At 48.6% G+C, this 22140-nt stretch carries 22 protein-coding genes; 15 read left to right on the plus strand and 7 right to left on the minus strand.

All coding sequences use genetic code 11. The features are described from left to right. Positions 1 to 98: 98 nt before the first annotated feature. From panC to FMS18_RS17930, 3 genes are all read left to right on the plus strand, one after another. On the plus strand, positions 99 to 947 hold the full coding sequence (gene panC / locus FMS18_RS17920; RefSeq protein WP_163296043.1) for a pantoate--beta-alanine ligase: 849 nt from the start codon (positions 99 to 101) through the stop codon (positions 945 to 947). 127 nt (positions 948 to 1074) lie between these two features. Next, positions 1075 to 2244 carry a methionine adenosyltransferase gene (gene metK / locus FMS18_RS17925; protein ID WP_163296044.1) on the plus strand — a complete coding sequence of 390 codons (1170 nt, stop codon included), beginning with the start codon at positions 1075 to 1077 and terminating at the stop codon, positions 2242 to 2244. Between the two features lie 135 nt (positions 2245 to 2379). After that, a complete protein-coding gene (locus tag FMS18_RS17930; RefSeq protein WP_163296045.1) occupies positions 2380 to 2907 on the plus strand; it encodes a hypothetical protein in 528 nt (175 codons plus the stop codon). Between the two features lie 138 nt (positions 2908 to 3045). Here the strand turns inward: FMS18_RS17930 and FMS18_RS17935 are convergent, their stop codons facing one another. Further along, positions 3046 to 4290 (minus strand): glycosyltransferase family 4 protein, encoded by a 1245-nt coding sequence (locus FMS18_RS17935; protein WP_163296046.1) that lies wholly within the window; start codon positions 4288 to 4290, stop codon positions 3046 to 3048. 169 nt (positions 4291 to 4459) lie between these two features. On the opposite strand from FMS18_RS17935, the gene FMS18_RS17940 reads away from it, so the two are divergent. Beyond that, positions 4460 to 5266, plus strand: a complete 807-nt coding sequence (locus tag FMS18_RS17940) for a protein phosphatase 2C domain-containing protein (RefSeq protein ID WP_163296047.1) — start codon at positions 4460 to 4462, stop codon at positions 5264 to 5266. Positions 5267 to 5269: 3 nt separating this feature from the next. Here FMS18_RS17940 and FMS18_RS17945 read toward each other — a convergent pair whose 3' ends face one another. From FMS18_RS17945 to FMS18_RS17965, 5 genes are all read right to left on the minus strand, one after another. Beyond that, positions 5270 to 5740 carry a hypothetical protein gene (locus FMS18_RS17945; protein WP_163296048.1) on the minus strand — a complete coding sequence of 157 codons (471 nt, stop codon included), beginning with the start codon at positions 5738 to 5740 and terminating at the stop codon, positions 5270 to 5272. A 190-nt stretch (positions 5741 to 5930) separates the two neighbouring features. Beyond that, positions 5931 to 6203 (minus strand): SHOCT domain-containing protein, encoded by a 273-nt coding sequence (locus tag FMS18_RS17950; protein ID WP_163296049.1) that lies wholly within the window; start codon positions 6201 to 6203, stop codon positions 5931 to 5933. 259 nt (positions 6204 to 6462) lie between these two features. After that, the gene (locus FMS18_RS17955; protein ID WP_163296050.1) at positions 6463 to 6702 is read right to left on the minus strand and encodes a hypothetical protein; all 240 of its coding nucleotides are present in this window, start codon (positions 6700 to 6702) and stop codon (positions 6463 to 6465) included. Positions 6703 to 6957: 255 nt separating this feature from the next. Beyond that, the gene (locus FMS18_RS17960) at positions 6958 to 8058 is read right to left on the minus strand and encodes a spore photoproduct lyase family protein (RefSeq protein WP_163296051.1); all 1101 of its coding nucleotides are present in this window, start codon (positions 8056 to 8058) and stop codon (positions 6958 to 6960) included. Positions 8059 to 8172: 114 nt separating this feature from the next. Further along, a complete protein-coding gene (locus tag FMS18_RS17965; RefSeq protein ID WP_163296052.1) occupies positions 8173 to 9126 on the minus strand; it encodes a ParB N-terminal domain-containing protein in 954 nt (317 codons plus the stop codon). 202 nt (positions 9127 to 9328) lie between these two features. Here FMS18_RS17965 and fusA point away from each other — a divergent pair, with 202 nt between their 5' ends. The 4 genes from fusA (at position 9329) to katG (ending at position 14729) form a co-directional block, all read left to right on the plus strand. Further along, positions 9329 to 11392 carry an elongation factor G gene (gene fusA, locus FMS18_RS17970; protein WP_163296053.1) on the plus strand — a complete coding sequence of 688 codons (2064 nt, stop codon included), beginning with the start codon at positions 9329 to 9331 and terminating at the stop codon, positions 11390 to 11392. A 128-nt stretch (positions 11393 to 11520) separates the two neighbouring features. Beyond that, on the plus strand, positions 11521 to 11925 hold the full coding sequence (locus FMS18_RS17975) for a hypothetical protein (RefSeq protein WP_163296054.1): 405 nt from the start codon (positions 11521 to 11523) through the stop codon (positions 11923 to 11925). A 238-nt stretch (positions 11926 to 12163) separates the two neighbouring features. Next, positions 12164 to 12430, plus strand: a complete 267-nt coding sequence (locus FMS18_RS17980) for a hypothetical protein (RefSeq protein ID WP_163296055.1) — start codon at positions 12164 to 12166, stop codon at positions 12428 to 12430. 106 nt (positions 12431 to 12536) lie between these two features. After that, positions 12537 to 14729 (plus strand): catalase/peroxidase HPI, encoded by a 2193-nt coding sequence (gene katG / locus FMS18_RS17985; RefSeq protein ID WP_163296056.1) that lies wholly within the window; start codon positions 12537 to 12539, stop codon positions 14727 to 14729. An 83-nt stretch (positions 14730 to 14812) separates the two neighbouring features. On the opposite strand, the gene FMS18_RS17990 is transcribed toward katG, so the two are convergent. After that, positions 14813 to 15316, minus strand: coding sequence for a bacteriohemerythrin (locus tag FMS18_RS17990; protein ID WP_163296057.1), 504 nt, complete (start codon positions 15314 to 15316; stop codon positions 14813 to 14815). Between the two features lie 281 nt (positions 15317 to 15597). Between FMS18_RS17990 and FMS18_RS17995 the strand changes: the two genes are divergently transcribed. The 7 genes from FMS18_RS17995 to frr all read left to right on the plus strand — a co-directional run bounded on the left by FMS18_RS17995 (position 15598) and on the right by frr (position 22138). Next, the gene (locus tag FMS18_RS17995; RefSeq protein WP_163296058.1) at positions 15598 to 16317 is read left to right on the plus strand and encodes a lysophospholipid acyltransferase family protein; all 720 of its coding nucleotides are present in this window, start codon (positions 15598 to 15600) and stop codon (positions 16315 to 16317) included. Beyond that, positions 16310 to 18013, plus strand: a complete 1704-nt coding sequence (locus FMS18_RS18000; RefSeq protein WP_163296059.1) for a ribonuclease J — start codon at positions 16310 to 16312, stop codon at positions 18011 to 18013. The genes FMS18_RS17995 and FMS18_RS18000 overlap by 8 nt, the downstream gene beginning before the upstream one ends. A gap of 82 nt (positions 18014 to 18095) precedes the next feature. Beyond that, positions 18096 to 18863: a fumarylacetoacetate hydrolase family protein gene (locus tag FMS18_RS18005; RefSeq protein ID WP_163296060.1), complete on the plus strand. Its 768-nt coding sequence runs from the start codon at positions 18096 to 18098 to the stop codon at positions 18861 to 18863. Positions 18864 to 19017: 154 nt separating this feature from the next. Continuing rightward, positions 19018 to 19797 carry a 30S ribosomal protein S2 gene (gene rpsB / locus FMS18_RS18010; protein ID WP_163296061.1) on the plus strand — a complete coding sequence of 260 codons (780 nt, stop codon included), beginning with the start codon at positions 19018 to 19020 and terminating at the stop codon, positions 19795 to 19797. Positions 19798 to 19799: 2 nt separating this feature from the next. Next, positions 19800 to 20420 (plus strand): translation elongation factor Ts, encoded by a 621-nt coding sequence (tsf, locus tag FMS18_RS18015; RefSeq protein WP_203544691.1) that lies wholly within the window; start codon positions 19800 to 19802, stop codon positions 20418 to 20420. A gap of 438 nt (positions 20421 to 20858) precedes the next feature. After that, positions 20859 to 21578: a UMP kinase gene (gene pyrH, locus FMS18_RS18020; protein WP_163296062.1), complete on the plus strand. Its 720-nt coding sequence runs from the start codon at positions 20859 to 20861 to the stop codon at positions 21576 to 21578. 2 nt (positions 21579 to 21580) lie between these two features. Beyond that, a complete protein-coding gene (gene frr, locus FMS18_RS18025; protein WP_203544692.1) occupies positions 21581 to 22138 on the plus strand; it encodes a ribosome recycling factor in 558 nt (185 codons plus the stop codon). The last annotated feature ends 2 nt before the right edge of the window (positions 22139 to 22140 follow it).

Below are 22140 nucleotides of genomic sequence, written 5' to 3' on the forward strand. Positions count from 1 at the left end.
TAGACAGCAGGTAGCGATCAGCGTAAATGGATTTCCCAGCCTTCCATATGTTAATGACGGTCGCAGGCCATCAAAACCAAATTATCAGGGTTTATAAAATGGAAACAATCAGCAATCCGCAAGAACTTCAAAATCTTTGCCTTATGCTTCGCGCTGAGGGCAAAAAGATAGGCCTAGTGCCGACCATGGGCTATTTTCATGAAGGTCACCTCAGCCTCATGGACGCCGCCCGCAAGCAGTGTGACGTGCTTATCGTCAGCCTGTTTGTGAACCCCACCCAGTTCGGGGAAAATGAGGATCTTGATGCCTACCCCCATGATCTGGAACGGGACTCCAAGCTTGCCGAAGAGCGCGGCGTGGACATACTTTTCACCCCGGTGCGCGATGACATGTATTTTGACGACCACTCAACCTGGGTGGAAGTGCCCGACCTTGCCACCAATCTCTGCGGCAAATCGCGTCCGGTACATTTCCGGGGCGTGGCCACTGTGGTCACCAAGCTTTTCATGACCGCCCAGCCGCACGTAGCTGTGTTCGGGCAAAAAGACTGGCAGCAACTGGCGATCATTAAAAGAATGGTCCGCGACCTGAACATTCCCGTGGATGTGCAGGGCCATGAAATTGTGCGCGAGGAATCCGGGCTGGCCCTGAGTTCCCGCAACGTCTACCTGACCGAGGAAGAAAAGTCCGTAGCTCCCAATATCCAGAAAGGTTTGCAGAAAATGCGCGACTGGGTAGCTGCCGGAGAAGCCGATGCAGACAAGCTTAAATCAGATCTTGTTGAATTCTATACTGAAACAATTCCTTCCAGCCGAGTTGACTATATCGAAATTGTAGACCCGGAAAATATCAATATCCTTAAAAATGTGGGCGATTCTGCACTTTGTGCGGTAGCATTACAGCTTGGTAATGCCAGATTGATAGACAATCTGCTCATAAAAGTGTAAGGTGCTTTTATTCTTATATGCAAATTTATTTATATAGCAATTTAGAGCTATAAATTTCGGGTAGTTATCGAGAAAAGGTTTCGGTAAACAATTACCCCCGCTAATTAATTCCAGGAGGAACTTTTAAATGATCAGCAGCAAAGGCAAGTACTTTTTTACCTCTGAATCAGTAACCGAAGGTCATCCCGACAAAGTCGCTGACCAGATTTCCGATGCAATTCTTGACGCTATTCTCGCTCAGGATAAAGATGCCCGTGTAGCATGTGAAACACTGGTAACCACCGGTATGGCATTCATCGCAGGTGAAATTTCCACCACCGGTTATGCAGACTTTCAGGCAATCGTTCGCGACACTATTCGTGAAATCGGCTACGTAAACTCCGATATGGGTTTTGACGCTGATACTTGTGCTGTTATTTCTTCTATTGATAAACAGTCCGTTGATATCGCACAGGGTGTTGACCGCAATACCCCCGAAAGTCAGGGTGCCGGCGACCAGGGCATGATGTTCGGTTTCGCATGCAAAGAAACCGAAACCCTCATGCCTGCTCCCATCCACTATGCACACAAGCTCTCCCGCAGACTGACTGAAGTTCGTAAAGACGCAACCCTCGACTACCTCCGCCCTGACGGAAAAACCGAAGTTGCTTTCGAATACCTTGATGGTAAGCCCGTCCGCATCGCCGACGTTGTTATCGCTGCCCAGCACGATGACGGCATCGAACAGGAACAGATTTACGAAGACATCAAACGTGAAGTTGTGCTGGCTTCCCTGCCCGCAGAAATGATCGACGATGCTACCAAAATCTACATCAACACCACCGGTCGTTTCGTAATCGGCGGCCCCATGGGTGACTGCGGCCTGACCGGTCGTAAGATCATCAACGACACCTACGGCGGCATGGGTAACCACGGCGGCGGCGCTTTCTCCGGTAAGGACCCGTCCAAAGTTGACCGCTCCGGCGCATACATGGCTCGTTACATCGCCAAGAACATCGTAGCTGCCGGCCTTGCCGAGCGCGCAGAAGTTCAGGTTGCATACGCAATCGGTGTTGCAGAGCCCGTATCCGTTCTGGCTACCTCCCACGGTACCGGCGAAGTTTCCGATGAAACCCTGACCGCAGCGGTCAAGGAAGTATTCGACCTGCGCCCCTGGTACATCTCCGAGCGTCTCGACCTCCGTCGTCCCATCTACAAGCCTTCCGCTTGTTACGGACACTTCGGTCGCAACAACCCCAACTTCACTTGGGAAAAGACCGACGCTGTAGACGATCTCAGAACTGCCTGCAAAATCTAAGCAGCCCTGAATCACACAGACTTGAAAGTCCCCGGAAGTTTCGACTTCCGGGGACTTTTTTACACTTGAGACAAAACGTTTTAGCGGGTAAAGAAACTGTTCACCAACCAGAACGCAAGTCAGGAGATATAGAATATGAGTGCTTTTAAAATCGTCGAAGCAAAACCGAACCCGGATTTCAATATTTTTTATTTCGCGGAACTGAACGGTTCCACCCGTATCGAGCATTCCCTCATGGAAAGCCTCGAAAAATACTGGAACGAATGGCTGCCCCATCTCAAAGCCTACACCTTGAAACAGCCTGAAGGCGGCAAGGGAACCGATTTTCTGCTGCTCTTCCTTGAAAAAGAAGTAGAAGATGCGGTTGAAGAAATCTGGCAGGAGACCCCCACTGAGGGTCTTGCGCATCACAACCTTGCCATCACCATGGTAATGTCCGCTGCTCAGTCTCTAATTCCGCAGTTGGAAGAAGGCAAATGTGCCCCGCTGCCCAAGCCGGGTGAAGAAGTACTCAAGGCTTTCGAATCACTCGATCTGACCTGGAACGCAGAAGGTACCGTAAACCGTCAGTACGCTGTCTTCACTCCCTTCCCCTACTCCGGTGGTTGTGAAGTCTGTTATCTTGAAGACACCTGCCCTAAGAGCCAGACCCGTCAGAATTAAGAATGCCTCCGGCGGCTTAAACCCTTTTGGAAAAGGGTTTAAGAATCCCAAAACTTTTTAGTTTGGCTTCGCCGTTTTAGCTATTAAAAAATCCGCTGCACTTTTTAGTGTAGCGGATTTTTTATGGTCAAACAGAAGTTACTTTCGACTCTCAACAGCCTGCTCATACACAGCCGTTATGCGTTTAAAAATATTGCCCCAAGTATAAGTGCCTGTCAGTTCATCTACCACTTCCGCATGCTGACATACTCCAGCATGCACAGCAGAAATGGCCTCCTCAAGTGCCACACTCAAGCGTTTATCAAGCTCAGGCCAATCTTCAGTCCGGGGCCTATCAATGGTCTGCAATGGAAGTAAATCAACAGTACGCACAACATCCGCAGGGCATCCGTAAAACAACTCCTTCACACCGGGCAAATCAGTGGCAATGATCATACAACCGCAAGCCAATGCTTCCAGCAACACAAGAGGAACGCCCTCAAAAAAAGAAGGCAACACAAAAATATGCGAACGCCGCATCAAATTCCCTAATTCCTGATGCGAAAGAATACCATATACTGTGACCCGCTTGCCCAATGTTGAAGCCAGATCCAGACATTCCTGCTTTTCCGGACCACTGCCCCCGCCAACTAAATGCAGATGAAACTTCTGATCACCAAGACCAGCCAGACACCGGAGCAGCCAAGGAACACCCTTGGCCCGATTGAGTTTACCCGCATACAGTATATGCACTGTGTCCTGATCCGGTTTGCAGGAGTCCGCATAAAAACATTCGCTATTAAAACCGCCGCAGATTGTTGTCACCCGCTCTTCAGGCAAGCCCAGCAATGTAGAAATTTCCCGCTTCTGCTGTCCGAAAAGAGCAATAACCCTGTCAATTCCCGACAGATCATCCAACAGTGAACGCCCCAGTTCAGGACACAAATTATGCTGGCGTAAACATGTACCGTGACACGTAGCGACGAGCGGAATATGGGGAGCAGCCCTTCTTGCTGCGGCAGTAGCCATCCATAGATGATTGGAGTGAATCAAGTCCGGTGAGAAACGGTCTACAGCCTCTCCGACCACCCGCTCAAACACCTCCATATACGCCGAAATATCTTCCGCATCCAAATGAGAGCATACAGTGCTGGGATAAGGCATGACATCGCTCATCCCCACCACTTTAAATTCAAGGTCCCGATCTTCAAAACGTACAAAAAGGCAATGCTCCGGCGCAATCATCCCGGCAAGCGGCGTATCTTTCAGGTCAAACGAAGCGGGTACTCCGCAGACAAGATACGGGGAATGTCCACAGTGCAGGCTCTGCCGAATCATTTCCTGAACATATTTACCACTCCCGGTGGCATCGGGAATCTGGCTCAAAAGATGAAGAATTCTCATGGCTAAAACATAGGCAGGATTTACTATCCGGTCAACAGATCAAAGTTTACGCATGAGTTGAAAGCCTAGAACCCATCAAGATTAACAATGGAAACCTGACTGAAGAATTAAATATACCTATTTGATATGGTTTTTAATTTTCTGATACGTATTAAACAAGATGAACACAATGCAGGTCGAATCACTCATAGAACACGGAACCGGAGTCCTGAATGAAGATTATCTCCTGATGGAGGATAATATCTTCGGCGTTTTTGACGGAGCAACCAGCCTGACCCATGAAACATATGAACACGGCTATACCGGCGGCTTTCTAGCTTCAAACCTTGCAGGTGAAGAGTTCAGAAAAAACGGCGGAACCATGCAGGAACTGGCACAGCGCGCCAACCAGAAAATCCGCAAGGGCATGGCTGAACGTAACGTCAATATGTCCAGCAAAAGAAATTTATGGAGCACCGGCGCGGCAGTGGTTCGTATTAAAGAGAACAAGATGGAATGGGCGCAGATTGGAGATTGCAGGATAGTATGTATTTACGATAACGGCGATTTCGAATTTCTCTGCAAATGCCCGGATCAGGACAGGGTTACTCTGAGTATGTGGAAAGAAGTAGGCCCGTCTGCTGAATCATCCATAGGCGTTGCCCTGCATGATCAGATATCCAAAGTTCGCTGCCGCATGAATCTCGATTACGGAGTATTCAACGGAGAACCCGAAGCAATAAATTTTCTCAATACCGGGATACATGATCTTGAGGGAGTCCGTAACATCCTTTTATTCACAGACGGCCTGCTAATGCCCAATGAGAACCCTTGCGAAGAACGGGATTACAACGAACAAGTCGACTTGTTCCATAAGTCCGGCCTCAAAGGACTCCGTGACCGCATTCGCAGCATTGAAGCCACCGACCTCAATTGCTGCACCTATCCCCGGTTCAAGACTCATGATGATATTGCGGCAGTTGCTATTGGGATGTAGCCTTTACTCCACAAACGCCACACTCTTCAAAAGAGTACGCTCGCCAAAAAATTTTTCCAGCCTCTCGCGCTCTGATTCAAGGATGCGAATTTCGGACAGCCCTACCTCTTCTTTTACCCCGCCATATATTTTCAGGGCTTGGTCAATGAAGCCGGATTCCACGAAGCAGACATTCATGGCATAGGAGCGGTCATTCCACTTCATACGGATTTTTATGATCGGATTGCGAGATTCCTGATCAGTAACTAGGTTACCTGTACGCACTAAAGTATCGCGCACGTTTTTGGGCAACATGACCGCAAAACGGCTCAGGTTCTCAGAGAATGCAGGCTCAAAGGCCACGTAATAATAGGGGTCCACCTTGAGTGCGATGGATTTGCCCGGAATGTTCAGGATAAACGGATTTTCGACAAAAGCTTTGCCCAGCCCTTCCTGAAGGCGATCAATTCGAATTTTATAATCTTGTAAGGACATTGGTGTAATCCCCCTTTAATCTAGTTATTACACCAAGTTTAATCGCATATCAAACAGACAGCGAAGATAGCACAATCTTCTATGTTCCTACAAAAAAAACACTGAAACTCGCGTATGTCTAAATACGCATCGTTTCAGTGTTTCACTACGCCTTGCATCTGGCACCTTCGCAACTGTCTGGTGGTGCACCTTATTTCAATTCATCCTTCATGCGGATATATGTGTCCTCGTCTATCTCACCTGCTGCGTAACGCTTCTTCAAGACATCCTGAGCGGAAGGAGCACTAGGGCCGGTATCCGGCCTACGAAACATGCGCACGGTAAAATATATGATCAACCCGATCACTATAAGCTGCAAAATACCGCCAAAATGGAAAGGCATCCAGCCACTCATTCCATACCCGGCACCATGACCGAATCCGGGACCGCCACACCAACTGCCTAATGCACTGATAAATTCCATGTCCTCACCTCGTATATTTTGATTACGCTTCAATCAAAGCATATACCATGCCATAAAATTTAGTGTAACAACTTAGCTAGTTACAAAAACCACTACACAAATCAGTGCAATCAGATGCACAAAAGAATGACCAAAAATTGCACACCTATCTTTCTTTGCAACAAACTATGCCCCAGTGAACAAGGCATGGTATGCAAAAAATAAAAAGAAGAGAAAAACGATTAGTTCATTCAGCATAATCATTGCATATCCCTCACTACTACTTCAGGTAATCGTAAGGCTGATCATCCATAACATTAATCCCGTAACGTTTTTTCTTTACATAAAATGCCGTGGAAAACTCAGAATCATCCGCGGACTTCCTGAAAAGTCTAATAGCCGACCATATTACAGCAACTGCAAATGTCAGCTGCACAGCCAAAACCCAAACAATTGTTCCCATCATCCCATCAGAAATAAATAGGTCCATAACATTAACTGCAATATCGTATATTTCCATTTCATACCTCGTAATTTTTCTAAATAGAATTACACGCGGCATGCCAGAAACAAAAAAATGATTGATCCACGGCAATTAGAAATCAACTTAACACGCTGTTAATTTTAACTAAATTTTACTATATGCAATATATTGCACGACCTAAACAAACCATGTGCATTGTCGCTTACTATTTTGTGCAAAACAAAACCCCGCAACACAAAAATGCTGCGGGGTTTTGTTTTGAATTGCAGATATGAACTATACGAAACGAATCTAATCAGCGAAGGCCTGCTTCATAAGATGCTTACCCAGCCCGCCCAGATCTTTCGGGGTGTAACCAAAAACATCCTGCCAGTTCTCAGTGGATTCCATACAGAAATAAAGCTGTTTGCCCATGCCGTGCTTACGCAGACGATCCACAATAAATTTGAACTGGCGCAGACGCAAAGGCCGCAACAAGCGCATTTTATTATCGTTCCCAGTGATGAACTCATCGTAGATGTAGGTTGTTTCCGGGAAGTTCTGTTCAATAATCGACTTGAGATGCGGCATATGCCTGAACGATCCGAGGCTGAAATAAGCGATCTGCTCCGGCTTCACGTAATCAAAAATCATGTCAATGATTTCAGCGTATCCTTCGCGCCAGCCCTCAAAACGAATTATGGGATCAAAATGGAGACAGACCCGGAAGCCCGCTTCAGCACAGGTGCGGGCAGCTTCGAGCCGCTCCTTGAGAGTCGAAACCCCGAACTCCTCATGCTCATTGACGAACGGTGCATTGAGAGACCATGCCGGAAGCAGACGGTCGGTACGTTTGACTACATCCATCCATGAAAGGTCGATAATCTTGGACTTAAGCTCCAAAGACACATTCGGATAATCACCGAGGAACTCAATCAGATCGCGGCTGTATCCGGTTACCGCTTCAAGGGCGAGGGAATCGGTAAATTCACCTGTTCCTATACGATACCGGGTAGAAAGGTCGGCAGAAAAAGCCTTGCCCAGCTCATCAAAAAGATCATTCTGGTTAGCCCAGACTTTAAGTACATTATCCTGAAAGTAAGCCTGCAAAATACAATAAGAGCAGGCCATGGGGCAGCCCTCTCCAATGTGAATGATCCGGTACCCGCAGCAGTGATAATAGCGGGTGCCGGGGCAGAAGCGCAGAAACTTGCCCTTGTACTCTTTCAGATACAAAGACTGCTTGCCGCCAAGCTCCCCGTGAGGGAAATTATCCGGGTCCACGATCTCCACCGGGAGATCAGGCATACGCGAAATCACGCGCTCAGTAAGCGGAACTTTCTGCATACTGCGATCAATATATATTTTTTCAATTCCCTTCAGATGATCGGGAAGTATGAATTCACTACTCATTTATAACTAGCCTCCGGCGGCCCTGCCGGGGGCCTTAAACTCTTTTTGTAAAAAGGGTTTAAGAATCCCAAAAACTTTTATTAGGGCTTCGCCGTTAAATTTTATTCAAACGTCTTATTTATCACGGCCCAATTCAAATAATTCTTCCCAGCCGCTGAATTTTGAAATGGATTCAAGATCGGCCATGGCCTTATCCATCATCTCGCGATTCTTGAATCTGGTCTGGATCAGGACCTCCCCGGTCTCGAAGTTGCCCACAGGCTCAACTCGCCATTTAGTCCCGGCACAAACTTCGGAAACAATCTTGTTGTGGGTCTTCTCCAGCTCGCTCAGCCGGGGATAGCGCAATTCCTTTGCGGCCTTGCAAAAACGAGAAACCGCATCTTTAGGTGATTCGCTTTCACCTGCAGACTCAAATGCGGGCACGGAAACCAAATCAGCAATAGATTTGTTCTCACGGCGGGAGGTCTCGTACAGCCAAGTCAGAAAATTCACCGCATTAGAACGGGACCAGCTCAGCTTTTCAAAAAACCGGACCAGCGCGGCGCGGTCTGTTTCATCAAGCTTTGAAAGCACGGAAACAGCAGCCAAAGGGATATGCCCGAGCCCCAGCAATTCATCAAACTCCGGCTCAAGTTCCATCCAATCCAGCCAGAATTTCATGTCCCGGGATTTGGGCTTGAGACCGAGCAGCGGAGCCACGGTTTTGGGAAGATCGGCAGCATCCATACGGGCAGAGAAAAAACGCATTGTCACCAACTTTAAAAATTCGTCAGCGGCACGCGCGCCATTTTCTTCCAGATGTAACACCGCTTTTGAAATATCATCAGCTGCATCAATATAACGGACCAAAACATCCATTCCGAGCTTTTCAGCAGCGGCAACCCTTGCCCTGCCTGCAACGAGCAGTTTCTTGCCGGAATCTTCAACCGCCAGCACCGGAACAAGCTGCCCATGCTTTTTAAGCGAGGGAATGAGCTTCTCTACCGGTGATTCAGGATGCAAAAGCCATGGACCGGAACAATCGATATCAGCCGGAGAAAGGCTGTAAACATTAGGATTACTCAATTTATTTAACCTCCGAAAAACGGAATAAGGTCGTGCTCAATTATAGTTTATGCACGAAATTTTATTATTTATCTACGCTTGACATGTTAGGGCGGCTGTACCTATAGGGATTATTAGGAAGAATTATAAGTTGCACCTTTAGACCTGTACATGCCGGGTCAACGGTCCCGGCTGTGAACATTCAGAGAAACGGAGTTGTTGAATGTCTGAAGCTTTACAAAACCAAAGGACTTTTGCACTTGTGGGCCACGGCGGTTGTGGCAAAACCTCTACCGCCGAGATGATTCTTTTTAATGCGGGCGTCATTGACAGACTCGGCAAGATTGAGGAAGGCACCACCGCCCTCGATACCGAGCCTGAAGAAATTAAACGCCGCGGTTCCATCCAGTCCGGTTTCGCCGGATACAAGTGGAACAAAAACGACCACTATCTTATCGACACTCCGGGTGATGCAAACTTCTGCGGAGATCGCCCCTACTCTCTAGCCGCGTCCGACGGCGTTGTCTTTACCATTGACGCCGTGGACGGAGTCAAGCCCCTTTCCCGCAAAGCATGGGCAGCAGTTGAAAATGCAAACCTCCCCACAGTTATTTACATCAACAAGATGGACCGAGACCGTGCAGACTTCGATTCTGCCTTCGACAGCTTAAACTCTGCTCTCGGCATCAGCCCCGTACTGCTGCATTATCCAATCGGAATCAAGGAAAATTTCAAGGGCGTAGTGGATATGCTCTCAGGTCAGGCCTATCTGTTCGAAGAGGACGGAAAAGTCTCCAAGGGCGATATTCCCGCCGATATCGCAGATGAAATTGAAATTCTGCGCGAAACCATGATCGAAAACATCGCTGAAAGTGATGAAGATCTCATGGAAAAATACCTTGAAGAAGGTGAACTTACCCCTGAAGAAATCGCCAAAGGATTAACCGCCGGTGTAATGAACCGCAGCCTGTTCCCGGTCTGCGTTGGTGCCGCACTGGAAAACAAGGGCGGTTCCTTCCTGCTGGATATGATCCAGACCTATCTGCCCTCCCCGCTGGATCATGCCGATTGGCAGGGCGAAGACGGTGAAACCCGCAAATCTTCCGCTGACGGACCTGTGGCCTGCTTTGTATTCAAAACCATTGCTGACCCCTTTGCCGGACAGCTTACCGTCTGCCGCGTTCTCTCCGGAACCGTCAGCGGCGACATGACTCTGACCAACACCAACACCGAAGCCAAAGAAAGAATGGGCAACATCCAGCTCATGGTCGGCAAGGATCAAAAACCGCTCAAGAGCCCCGCAGGCCCCGGTGCAATCATCACCCTTGCCAAGCTCAAGGAGACCTTCACCGGCGACACCCTCTGCGATGACGCTAACAAGTTCACCCTTGAAAAGCCGCAACTTGCTCCGCAGCTGATCACCTTCGCCCTTTCCCCAGCGGAAAAAGGTGACGAAGATAAGGTCTTCCAGGCTATTCAAAAACTGCTTGCCGAAGACGTAAATCTCAGCCTTTCCCGCGATGAGGAAACCGCTGACATCCTGCTTTCCGGTATGGGCCAGAACCATATTGAAATCTCCGTAGAGAAAGCAAAACGCCGCTACAAGGCTGAAATCGTGCTCAACGCACCCAAGGTTCCCTACCGCGAAACCATCAAGGGCTTTGCTGAAGTCAACGGGCGTTTCAAGAAGCAGTCCGGTGGACGCGGACAGTTCGGCGATTGCTGGATCAAACTTGAGCCGCAGACCAAGGGCGAAGGATACGAATTCGTCAATAAAATTGTTGGCGGCGTGATTCCCAAGCAGTACATTCCCGCAGTCGACAAAGGCGTACAGGAGGCTGCTCAGAAAGGAATCCTTTCCGGTTCCCAGATTATTGATTTCAAGGTCACTCTTTACGATGGCTCCTACCATTCCGTTGACTCCTCGGAAATGGCCTTCAAAGTTGCCGGATCAATGGCTTTCAAGAAAGCCTGCGAAGAGGCCGGGGTTGCTCTGCTTGAACCGCTGATGAACGTTGTGGTCGAAGTACCTGATGAATTCATGGGCGATATCATCGGCGACCTTTCTTCCCGCCGCGGTAAGGTGCTCGGTTCCGACTCCACCGCTGGCGTAACCGAAGTTAAGGCCCACGTGCCCATGTCCGAAATCCTCAAGTACGCACCGGACCTGCGCTCCATGACCGGTGGACAGGGAACATTCACCATGGAACTGTCTCACTACGAGGAATGCCCGCCGCCCATCGCTGATAAAGTTATTGAAGAGTTCAATGCAGGTAAGGAAGAATAAAAACAGCCCCTCCATAAAGTTTGAATAATTGAGGCCGGAACGCGAGTTCCGGCCTTTTCTTATTGCCTAATCTCAGCCCTATTATTAAAATAATTATATTTTATAAGTTCCAATAACGGAGAAAAAAAATGGATAATTTAGAACTCGTTCTGAATGCGGTCAGTGTATATCAGGCTCAAATTGATCAAGTTGACAAAATCTGGAACTACTTCAGCGTTGTGTCTCTTACTGTTGTGGGAATAATATTGAACAGCGACAAGGCTGTGCGGACAATGAAGGAACCCTTGGTAATTATCGCAGCCTACCTCATTTTTTGTATCAACAACCACTTGGCATTGGTGAAGTTTCATAAACAATTGGATCAGCTAGGTGCACTAGTAGCTTCATTGAAAGTTAATACCGGAGACAAGCTGACCACCTTTGGAAAACAGGATATTGATTGGACCCAAGAATCCCATATCTTATTTATAATTGCTGTTTGCGCCGGCTCTCTGCTCACTGCATGGATCAGAATAAAAAACCACAAAAAATAATCTGACCTCCTCATCCCCAAAGTACTTGCCGAAGAAGGAAACCCTATGAAACCGGGACAAAAGATTGGATTCTCCGGGCCACAGGACGGGCAACAAGGTCGCACCTGCACTTAAGTGTTTTCGTGCGTGGAGTATCAATTGATCCGGAACCGCTCTTTACGTTGGATCATACCTAAGTTGCAACTACCCTGACTTTAATGGACACTTACTATCCCACTTTATCATTCAGGAGAATATCATGAAAAAAACAATCACCGCCTTTCTTCTCGGCGTATTCATAACCCTGACTGGATATATTCCGTTTTACATGCATGTACGTGAAAAATGGTTCGACCTGGGCCGAAACACAGGCCAGATAAATGGACTTGCAACTGCTCTCAAAGCACTGGAAAAAGAATTTGGACCATATGACGGAGAATCTGATTATCGTACTTTGTTCTCGGTAAAAGCAACCAGTGTAGTAGTTATTGAAAAAGACGGTAAAAAAGAAATCCAGATATACTAAGCATTCAAAGTCACATAACTAAATCTCCCGTGACTTAAACCGCAAATAAGTGATATTATGCCGACAGTCTAAAAAATTCCGAACTCACAAATACGGGAGAAAGAAAATGAGTGACGAAAAAAAATGTCCGGTAACCGGACGCACTGCAAGCCAAGTTGCGGGAAGCGGCACATCAAATAAAGAATGGTGGCCCAATCAGCTCAACCTTCATATCCTGCATCAGCATTCAACAAAATCCGATCCCATGGGCAAGGGATTCAACTATGCTGAAGAGTTCAAAAAACTGGACCTTGAGTCCCTTAAAAAAGACATCTTCGAACTGATGACCACCTCGCAGGATTGGTGGCCCGCAGACTACGGTCATTACGGACCGTTTTTCATACGCATGGCATGGCACAGTGCCGGGACTTACCGCATCGGAGATGGACGCGGTGGTGCCGGGTCCGGTAGCCAGCGTTTGGCGCCGCTGAACAGCTGGCCGGACAACGTAAACCTCGATAAAGCCCGTAGGCTGCTCTGGCCCATCAAGAAAAAATACGGACATAAAATTTCATGGGCCGACCTGATGATCTTTGCCGGAAACTGCGCCATTGAATCCATGGGACTTAAGCCTTTCGGATTCGCTGGCGGGCGCGAAGATATCTGGGAGCCGGAGGAAGATATTTATTGGGGTGACGAAGACACATGGCTCGGTGACGAAAGATATAAAGGTGACCGTAAGCTGGATAATCCGCTGGCAGCAGTTCAGATGGGACTCATCTACGTGAATCCCGAAGGTCCCAACGGGGAACCCAATGCTGTGGCATCCGGCAAGGACGTGCGCACTACATTTGCACGTATGGCCATGAACGATGAAGAAACCGTGGCCCTCGTGGCCGGGGGACACACTTTCGGTAAATGTCACGGAGCCGGGGACGCAGCCAACGTGGGGCCGGAGCCGGAAGGCGCGCCCATCGAAGATCAGGGACTGGGCTGGAAAAGCAGATTCGGCAGCGGCAAAGGCGGAGATACCATTTCCAGCGGCATTGAAGGAGCTTGGACTCCCACCCCCATCAAGTGGGACAACAGCTATTTCGAGACCCTCTTCGACTATGAATGGAATCTGGAAAAAAGCCCTGCCGGAGCATGGCAATGGCATCCCTCCGATCCTGAAGCGAAAAAGGCAGTGCCCGATGCCCACGATCCGTCAAAGACCCACGCGCCCATGATGACCACCGCGGACCTCTCCCTGCGCATGGACCCGATCTACGCGCCCATTGCCAAGAGATTCCATGATAACCCGGAAGAATTTGCGGACGCCTTTGCACGGGCATGGTTCAAGCTGACTCACCGCGACATGGGACCACGCTCCCGATATCTCGGTTCCATGGTTCCCGAAGAAGAACTCATCTGGCAGGACCCTGTTCCTGCTGTGGATCACGAGCTTATTGATGAGAAAGATATTACCGACCTGAAGGCAAAGATTCTGGCATCAGGCCTGTCTGTTTCCAAGCTGGTTTCTGCTGCATGGGCCAGCGCATCCACCTACCGCGATTCCGACAAGCGCGGCGGTGCCAACGGCGCACGAATCCGTCTTGCACCGCAACAGGCTTGGTATGTAAACCAGCCTCTGCAACTGCCTGAATTGCTCAAAATTCTGGGAAAGATTCAGGATGAATTCAACAGCCAGCCCAGTAACAAAAAAATATCCATTGCTGATTTGATCGTGCTGGGCGGTTGCGCCGCAGTGGAACAGGGAGCAAAGAACGCAGGTTTTAATATAACCGTACCCTTCACTCCGGGACGCACCGATGCATCGCAGGAACAGACCGATGTCCATTCATTTGCCGTGCTCGAACCTGCCGCCGATGGTTTCCGCAATTATCAGAAGGTTAAGTATTCCGTTACCCCGGAAGAATTACTGATAGATAAGGCCCAACTCATGACCCTGACCGCGCCGGAAATGACCGTACTCATCGGGGGAATGCGTGTGCTGGATGCCAACTTTGACGGCTCCAAACACGGCGTATTCACTGACAAACCGGAAAGCCTGAATAACGACTTCTTCAGCAACCTGCTCGATATCGGCACTGTCTGGACACCCACTTCCGAAGATGCCGAACTGTTTGAAGGCCGCGACCGGGAAAGCGGCGAGCTCAAATGGACCGCCACCCGCATCGACCTTATCTTCGGTGCCAATTCCCAGCTCCGGGCAATTGCCGAAGTCTATGGATGTGAAGATTCTGAAGAAAAGTTTGTGAACGATTTCATCGCCGCTTGGGATAAAGTGATGAATCTGGACCGGTTTGAGCTGAGATAAATATAACATAACCACATAAACAACGCGGCGTATCACCATTTTGATACGCCGCGTTGTTGCAATAAATAATCGTTAAAAATCTTCTATTCTTCCTTAACCCCGAAATGACGTTCGTCTCTGGCCTGCTCGCGCCCGACTTTTTCAATAAATTCAGCATATTCCTTATCATCTTCCAAAATGTGCTTGCTCCACCAGCCAATGGCAAACTTTGATATTTTCTCCGCCTCACGAACAAAATCATGATCAGCAGAAACCTTAGTCTTCTTATGATGTGCCTTGATTTGCTTGGTGTAGCTTCTAATCTTTTCCAAGTAGAGATCATGCAGCTCAATATGGGCAAACGCCTTGGGGTAATTATATTTGGCGAGCAGAGCTTCCTCAGTGATAAAATGCTTGAATGCGTAACTACGCAATTCAAAAATTGAGATAAGAAGCTGCCCAATGGTTATCTTCTTACCCGCCCGAGCAAGATCACATAGACTAGCGATTTTACTGCAAATTGAAAAATATTGCTGATGCTGTTTATCAATATCATCAATATCCAACAGATATTTGGCCTTCCACAAACTATCCTTTCCGCTTTCCATACAACTTTATCCTTTTAGAGTTTTATTTAACTGTGCCCTAATTCGAAAAAAACTCAATAATTAAATCAACTCAGACAAGTTCATACAAACGCATACCCTAAAATCTAATCTACAACTTCTCTCATTTTCATTATTTTCCCTCGCCCCCTTGTCCAGCGTGGAAAATTAAACTACTTAATGGACTGCTTATTTGTTATTAATTAATGATCGTCCGGCTGGGCAAAGAAATTCCCGGCCATGAACATATTTTTACCGCAAACAGTTTAACCGTAAGTATAATCGTGAGCCTAATCAGAACCTTATTTTTCTACCTTGTATTTTTCCCGGCCACCATATTCTTCTCCATCGTGGCTATCATCGGACGCAACCAGACTTCCGCCCACTGGAGTGAACGAAACTGGGGAAAGGTCGTCACCTGGCTTTGTGCCAGCACGGATCGGGTGGACCTGAGCGCACTGGATAAAAACCAGACTTACGTGTTCATGGTAAACCACCAGAGCTTTTACGATATCCCCCTGCTTTTCAAGCACCTTGCTCCTTGGGAATTCAAATTTGTTGCCAAAAAGCAACTTTTCGATTTCCCGGTCTTTGGACATGCTATGTCCGCAGGAAATCACATTTCCATTGACCGTGAAAACCGCAGACAGGGCATGCGCGACATCCAGAACGCCATTAACGTCGCCGACAGCGGACTATCCCCGCTGATTTTCCCTGAAGGCACCCGTAACCCCGCCCCTGAAAAAGACGGACTTATGGAATTTAAAACCGGCGGAATGGTGCTGGCCCTTAAATGTAAGAAACCCATCGCCCCGGTAGTTATGTACGGGGTCAACCGGGTCTGCAAAAAACACAGCCTGTGGATGAACCCTTTTCAGGAAATCAAAATCAAGGCTCTGCCTCCCATTGATATTTCAGAATACAAAGTGCGTGACCGTGTCAAACTCAAGGAACAGCTTGAAGAAGTCATGGGCGCAGCCTACGCGGAGCTGAAAAATGAGTGATCCTCAACTTACTGTATGCCCGCTTGGCGGACTTGGTGAAATCGGCCTGAACTGTATGATGCTCAGCACTGCTGAAAGCACTGTGGTAGTCGATTGCGGCCTGATCTTCCCGGATGACTCACTTTTCGGCGTAGACATCGCCATCCCCCGCTTCGATCATATTCTGGCTATGAAAAACACTCTTAAAGGGATTGTTTTAACCCACGGACATGAGGACCATATCGGTGCTTTGCCGTGGCTGCTCCCTTATATAGATGTTCCGGTCTATGGCTCCAAATTCACCCTAGGACTGGTGGAAAACAAACTACGCGAACATAATCTTGAAGATTATGTAGATCTGCGTGAAGTGAAACCTCATGACCGCATAGAACTAGGCGACATGATTTTCAACTTCTTCCCGGTCTGCCACTCAATCATTGATGGATTCGCACTGGGCATTGAAACCCCTGTGGGCCGAGTTATTCATACCGGGGACTTCAAGATCGACCGCAACCCGCTGGACGGGCATGCCACTGATCTTGAAGCGATCAGCAAATTTTCCGAACAAGGCGTCACTCTGCTCTTCTCCGACTCCACCAACGTGGAACAGGACGGGCATGCTCTCACTGAAAGTGAAATCAAAAACACCATGCGCGATCTTTTTGAAGAAGCGGAAGGCCGTATTCTGGTCACCCTCTTTTCCAGCCATATCCAGCGCATGCAGGAAATTTTCGACCTTGCTGTGGAAACTGGACGCAAGGTAGGAGTCAGCGGTAAATCACTTGCCCGCAATATTGATCTGGCCCGCGATCTGGGCAAGCTGCGTTTTCCGGGCGGGACACTTATCGATCTTGAAGACCTACCAGACTATTGTGATGATGAAATAGTGCTGCTGGTAACCGGATCGCAAGGTGAATCACTGGCCTCTCTTTCACGCCTTTCTACAGGGGACCACCGCCAGCTTTCTATTAAAGAAGGCGACCTTGTACTCATGTCTTCACGTTTTATTCCCGGCAACACCAAGGCCATTACCCGAGTAATCAACAGACTGTACAAGCTCGGCGCGGAAGTCCTTTACGAAAAAGTTCAGGGCATCCACGCATCCGGGCACGCCCACCGTGAAGAATTGCGCACCATGCTGGAGACAGTACGTCCCAAATATTTTATCCCGGTCCACGGAGAATACAGGCACCTGATCAAACATTCCCGTTTGGCAGTTGAAACCGGAGTAGCCCCGGAGCGGGCACTGGTCATTGAAGACGGCGAGCCGGTAACCTTCCTGCTGCACGGAATCCGTTTTGAGGAAAACGTGCCCGTACAATGCACCTTGGTTGACGGCAAAGGTGTCGGCGACGTTGGACAGACGGTACTCAAGGAACGTCAGCTGCTTGCCGGTGAAGGTCTGGTCATTGTCGCGCTGGTGCTTGATGTTAATACCGGTGAAATTCTGAAAGGACCGGAAGTAACCTCCAAGGGCTTTGTGTTTGAACAGCAGTATTCACACCTGCTCGAAGATGCCAAATGCATTGTGCTTGATGTTTTTGAAAACATTCCTCCCGGACATACCAACAAGCTCAAGGAGCGCATCCGCTCCGCCCTGCGCAGATTTTTCCGCAAGGTACTGGGTCGCGATCCTGTGGTCATTCCCCTTGTCATTTCCCTTACCGGAGATGAAGACAAAGACATCGACGCCAAATGCGAGAAATGCATGCTCTAGAAATCCAAACCATGTTTGGCTGATTTTCCCATTTGTGCTATATTTATTTTTGCGACTGAACCAGATCATGCCGGGAGATTAAATGAAAGTTTACAGAATCAGACATGGCGAACAGGTGTTCTATGCCACTCAGGAAGACGGGCATTTCAAAAGCCTCGTTACAGGGCAGCCCGGTTCTGTACCCATCCCGGCATCGGAATGCACGGTCCTGCCTATTGTGGTTCCTTCCAAAATTGTCTGCGTAGGCCTGAATTACAAGGCTCACGCCGCTGAACTTGATATGAAAATACCGGATGAACCCATGATTTTCCTCAAACCACCCTCTGCGGTTGTAGGAAACAACGACGCCATTATCATCCCTTCATCTTCCCAGCAGGTGGATTATGAAGGCGAGCTGGCTGTAATTATGGGCCAGACAACAAAAAATGTACTTCCGCAGGACATTGCACCGCGCATCTTCGGCTACGCCTGCGCAAATGATGTTACCGCAAGGGATTTCCAGCGCAAGGACACCCTATTCACCCGGGCCAAAGGATTTGACACTTTCGCCCCGGTGGGCCCCTGCATTGAAACAGATATTGATGTCAGCGGGCTGGGCATCCGAACTATAGTTAATGATAAGGTCCGCCAGGAAGGCACTATTGCAGACATGCAGTACAGCCCGGCGGAACTGGTCAGCTACATCTCGCGCATCATGACCCTCAATCCCGGCGATGTGATTATGACCGGCACTCCTCCGGGAATCGGCACACTTGCTGCCGGGGATCGGGTGGAAGTGGAGATTGAAGGAATCGGCACTCTCAGCAACCCGGTAGTTGACGATGATTCATTGAAGGCGCCTGTACAGTAAATATTTTCAAAAAACCTCACGCACAGGGTTGCCTTTTCAGGCTATATCCCGTAAACGTGCGTAGCCAAATCACACATTCCGGCATCACGATGGGTGCCTGCAACGGTTGCAGGTTCTTTACCGCCGGAATGGAGGAAAAACCCAGGAGGAAATTATGGCATACGTAACTATGAAGCAGATGCTTGAGACCGGTGTTCACTTCGGTCACCAGACCCGCAGATGGAATCCCAAAATGCGTCCTTACATTTTCGGCGCACGTAACGGTATCCACATCATGGATCTTCAGCAGACTGTTAAACTTTTCCGCAAGGCTCACGATTTCATCGCTGACAACGTAGCTAAAGGCGGCAAAGTTCTTTTCATCGGCACCAAGCGTCAGGCTCAGGAAGCTATCGCTGCTGAAGCAAGCCGTGCAGGCATGTTCCACGTGACTCACCGCTGGATGGGCGGAACTCTCACTAACTTCCAGACCATCAAGAAAAGCATCGATCGCCTCAAAAAGCTCGAAGAAATGTTCGAAGACGGTTCCATCAAACGTTTCCCCAAAAAGGAAATCGTAATGATGGGTCGTGAGGTTAAAAAACTTAACCTCGCACTCGGCGGTATCAAAGACCTTAACGGTTCCCCCGCTGTTGCTTTCGTAATTGACCCCAAGCGTGAGCAGATCGCTATTCAGGAATGCCGCAAACTCGGTATCCCCGTAGTTGCAGTAGTAGACTCCAACTGCGATCCTGATATGGTTGACTACATCATTCCCGGTAACGATGACGCTATCCGCGCCATCAAGCTCTTCGCTTCCCACATGGCTGATGCCTGCCTCGAAGGCGCAGCTCGCCGCAAGGAAGACAAAGCTATGGAAGCAGAAGAAACCAAAGCTGCTGAGAAAGCTGTAGAAACTGAAGCTAAAGAAGAAACTCCTCAGGAGGCAAAATAATCATGGCTATTACCGCACAGATGGTTAAGGCCCTGCGCGAAAAAACCGGCGTAGGAATGATGGATTGCAAAAAAGCTCTCGCTGAATGCGATGGTAATGAAGAAAAAGCAATCAAACACCTGCGTGAAAAAGGTCTCGCCAAGGCTGCTAAGAAAGCAGGCCGCGCAACCAGCGAAGGTCTGGTTGGCACCTACACCCACAGCAACGGTAAACTCGTTGCTATGGTTGAACTCCAGTGCGAAACCGACTTCGTTGCTAAAGCTGAACAGTTCATCCAGCTTTCCAAAGACCTCGCTATGCAGGTTGCAGCAACCAGCCCGGTTTGTGTAAAGCCCGAAGATCTGCCTCAGGATCTGCTGGAAAAAGAAAAAGACATCTACCTCCAGCAGGCAATTGCTGAAGGCAAGCCTGAAAACATCGCTCAGAAGATTGTTGAAGGCCGTGTCAACAAATACTACAAAGAAGTATGCCTTCTTGAACAGCCCTTCATCAAGGACGACAAGAAGACCATTAAAGACCTTCTCAACGACACCATCGCAGTTCTCGGTGAGAACATGCAGATCGGCCGCTTCGCCCGCATCAACCTCGCGGAAGCAGTCGCTGAAGAAAGCGAAGCTGAATAAGACTTCATTAAAACGGGCCGCAAGGCCCGTTTTTTTTGTCCTTTTTTTAACAAGCAGATACGCACTTACCAAGGACAGGTTTGAAACAAACACCAATTGCCCCCCACAGCACCGGAACCCCGCGAAAACGAACTCCCCTTCACAAGCGAATCCAGCTAAGAAGACTGAAGGAAGTTCAGCGGTGGATATTTTTCTAAGCTCAAATCAATACGAACATGGTCGTATGGGTTTGAGCTTTTTAAAGGGGTAATTTTTACCTGATCGATTACCTGAAGCATGGTTTTTCTGGTAACATCGGGAAACGGAAAGAAAACCGATAACAACGATTTTAATACAGCCGGAACTGAAGGGAAGCCCCCTTGCGCGCCAACTAAATAAACTTACGGCTGCTTTATCTACTCATAACCGGACAAGATCCGCGGAAAAACGGGAGAAACTATGGACAAATTGCGCTATTCACGGGTAATGATCAAACTCAGCGGTGAGGCACTCGCAGGTGACCAGCAGTTCGGTATCCAACCTTCAGCAATCAGCCAGTTTGCAGGCGAGATTGCAGAAGTTGCAAAAAAAGGACTTCAGGTCGCTCTGGTTATCGGCGGCGGTAATATTTTTCGCGGCATGTCTGATTCTGCAAAAGGCATGGACCGCGCTTCCGCCGACTACATGGGAATGCTCGCAACCATCATGAACGCACTTGCTGTTCAGGATGCTCTCGAAAAAATGGGATGTGACACAAGGGTTATGTCTGCTATTCCCATGCAGGCCGTGGCCGAGCCTTATATCCGCCGCAGGGCCGTCCGCCACCTTGAAAAAGGAAGGGTGGTCATTTGTGCAGCCGGCACCGGTAACCCCTATTTCACTACCGATACCGCAGCAGCACTGAGGGCTATGGAACTGAAAACCGAGGCCATCATCAAGGCAACAAAGGTTGACGGTGTCTACGACAAAGACCCGATGAAGCACGACGATGCAGTAAAATTTGAATCTATCACCTACCTTGAAACTCTGGAAAAGAGACTGGGTGTAATGGACTCCACCGCCACTTCACTGGCTATGGACAACAACATGCCCATCATTGTTTTCAACCTTTTTGAGAAAGGAAACATTGAAAGGGTTGTGAAAGGTGAGCAGATCGGAACAATTGTTCACGGAGGATAATAATGATTAATGAAGTTCTTGCCGACGGCAAAAAAAGAATGGAAGGCGCGCTTACCTCGCTGGTAAACGATTTCGCAAAGCTGCGCACCGGTCGCGCGGCCACCTCGCTGGTGGATAACGTTTCCGTTGATTATTACGGAACCCCTACTCCCATCAACCAGATGGCTTCCGTTTCCATACCGGATTCCCGTACCATCTCCATCCAGCCCTGGGACAAAGGAGCTTTCCCTCTTATTGAGAAAGCCCTGCAACAGTCTGATCTCGGCCTGAACCCCGTTAATGACGGCATCATGCTGCGCATTACCATTCCGCCCCTCACTGAGGAACGCCGTAAGGATCTGGTAAAAATCGCTAAAAAGTACACTGAAGACTCCAAAATTGCTCTGCGCAACGTACGCCGCGATATGAATGACACCCTGAAAAAGCTGGAAAAGGACAAGGATATTTCCGAAGACGAACAGCGCAAAGCTCAGGATGATGTTCAAAAAATAACTGATGATTACGTTAAAAAGTGCGACGTAGCATGCGGCGATAAAGAAAAGGAAATTCTGGAAATCTAATA

The organism is Desulfovibrio sp. JC022, assembly GCF_010470665.1.
Classification (GTDB): domain Bacteria; phylum Desulfobacterota; class Desulfovibrionia; order Desulfovibrionales; family Desulfovibrionaceae; genus Maridesulfovibrio.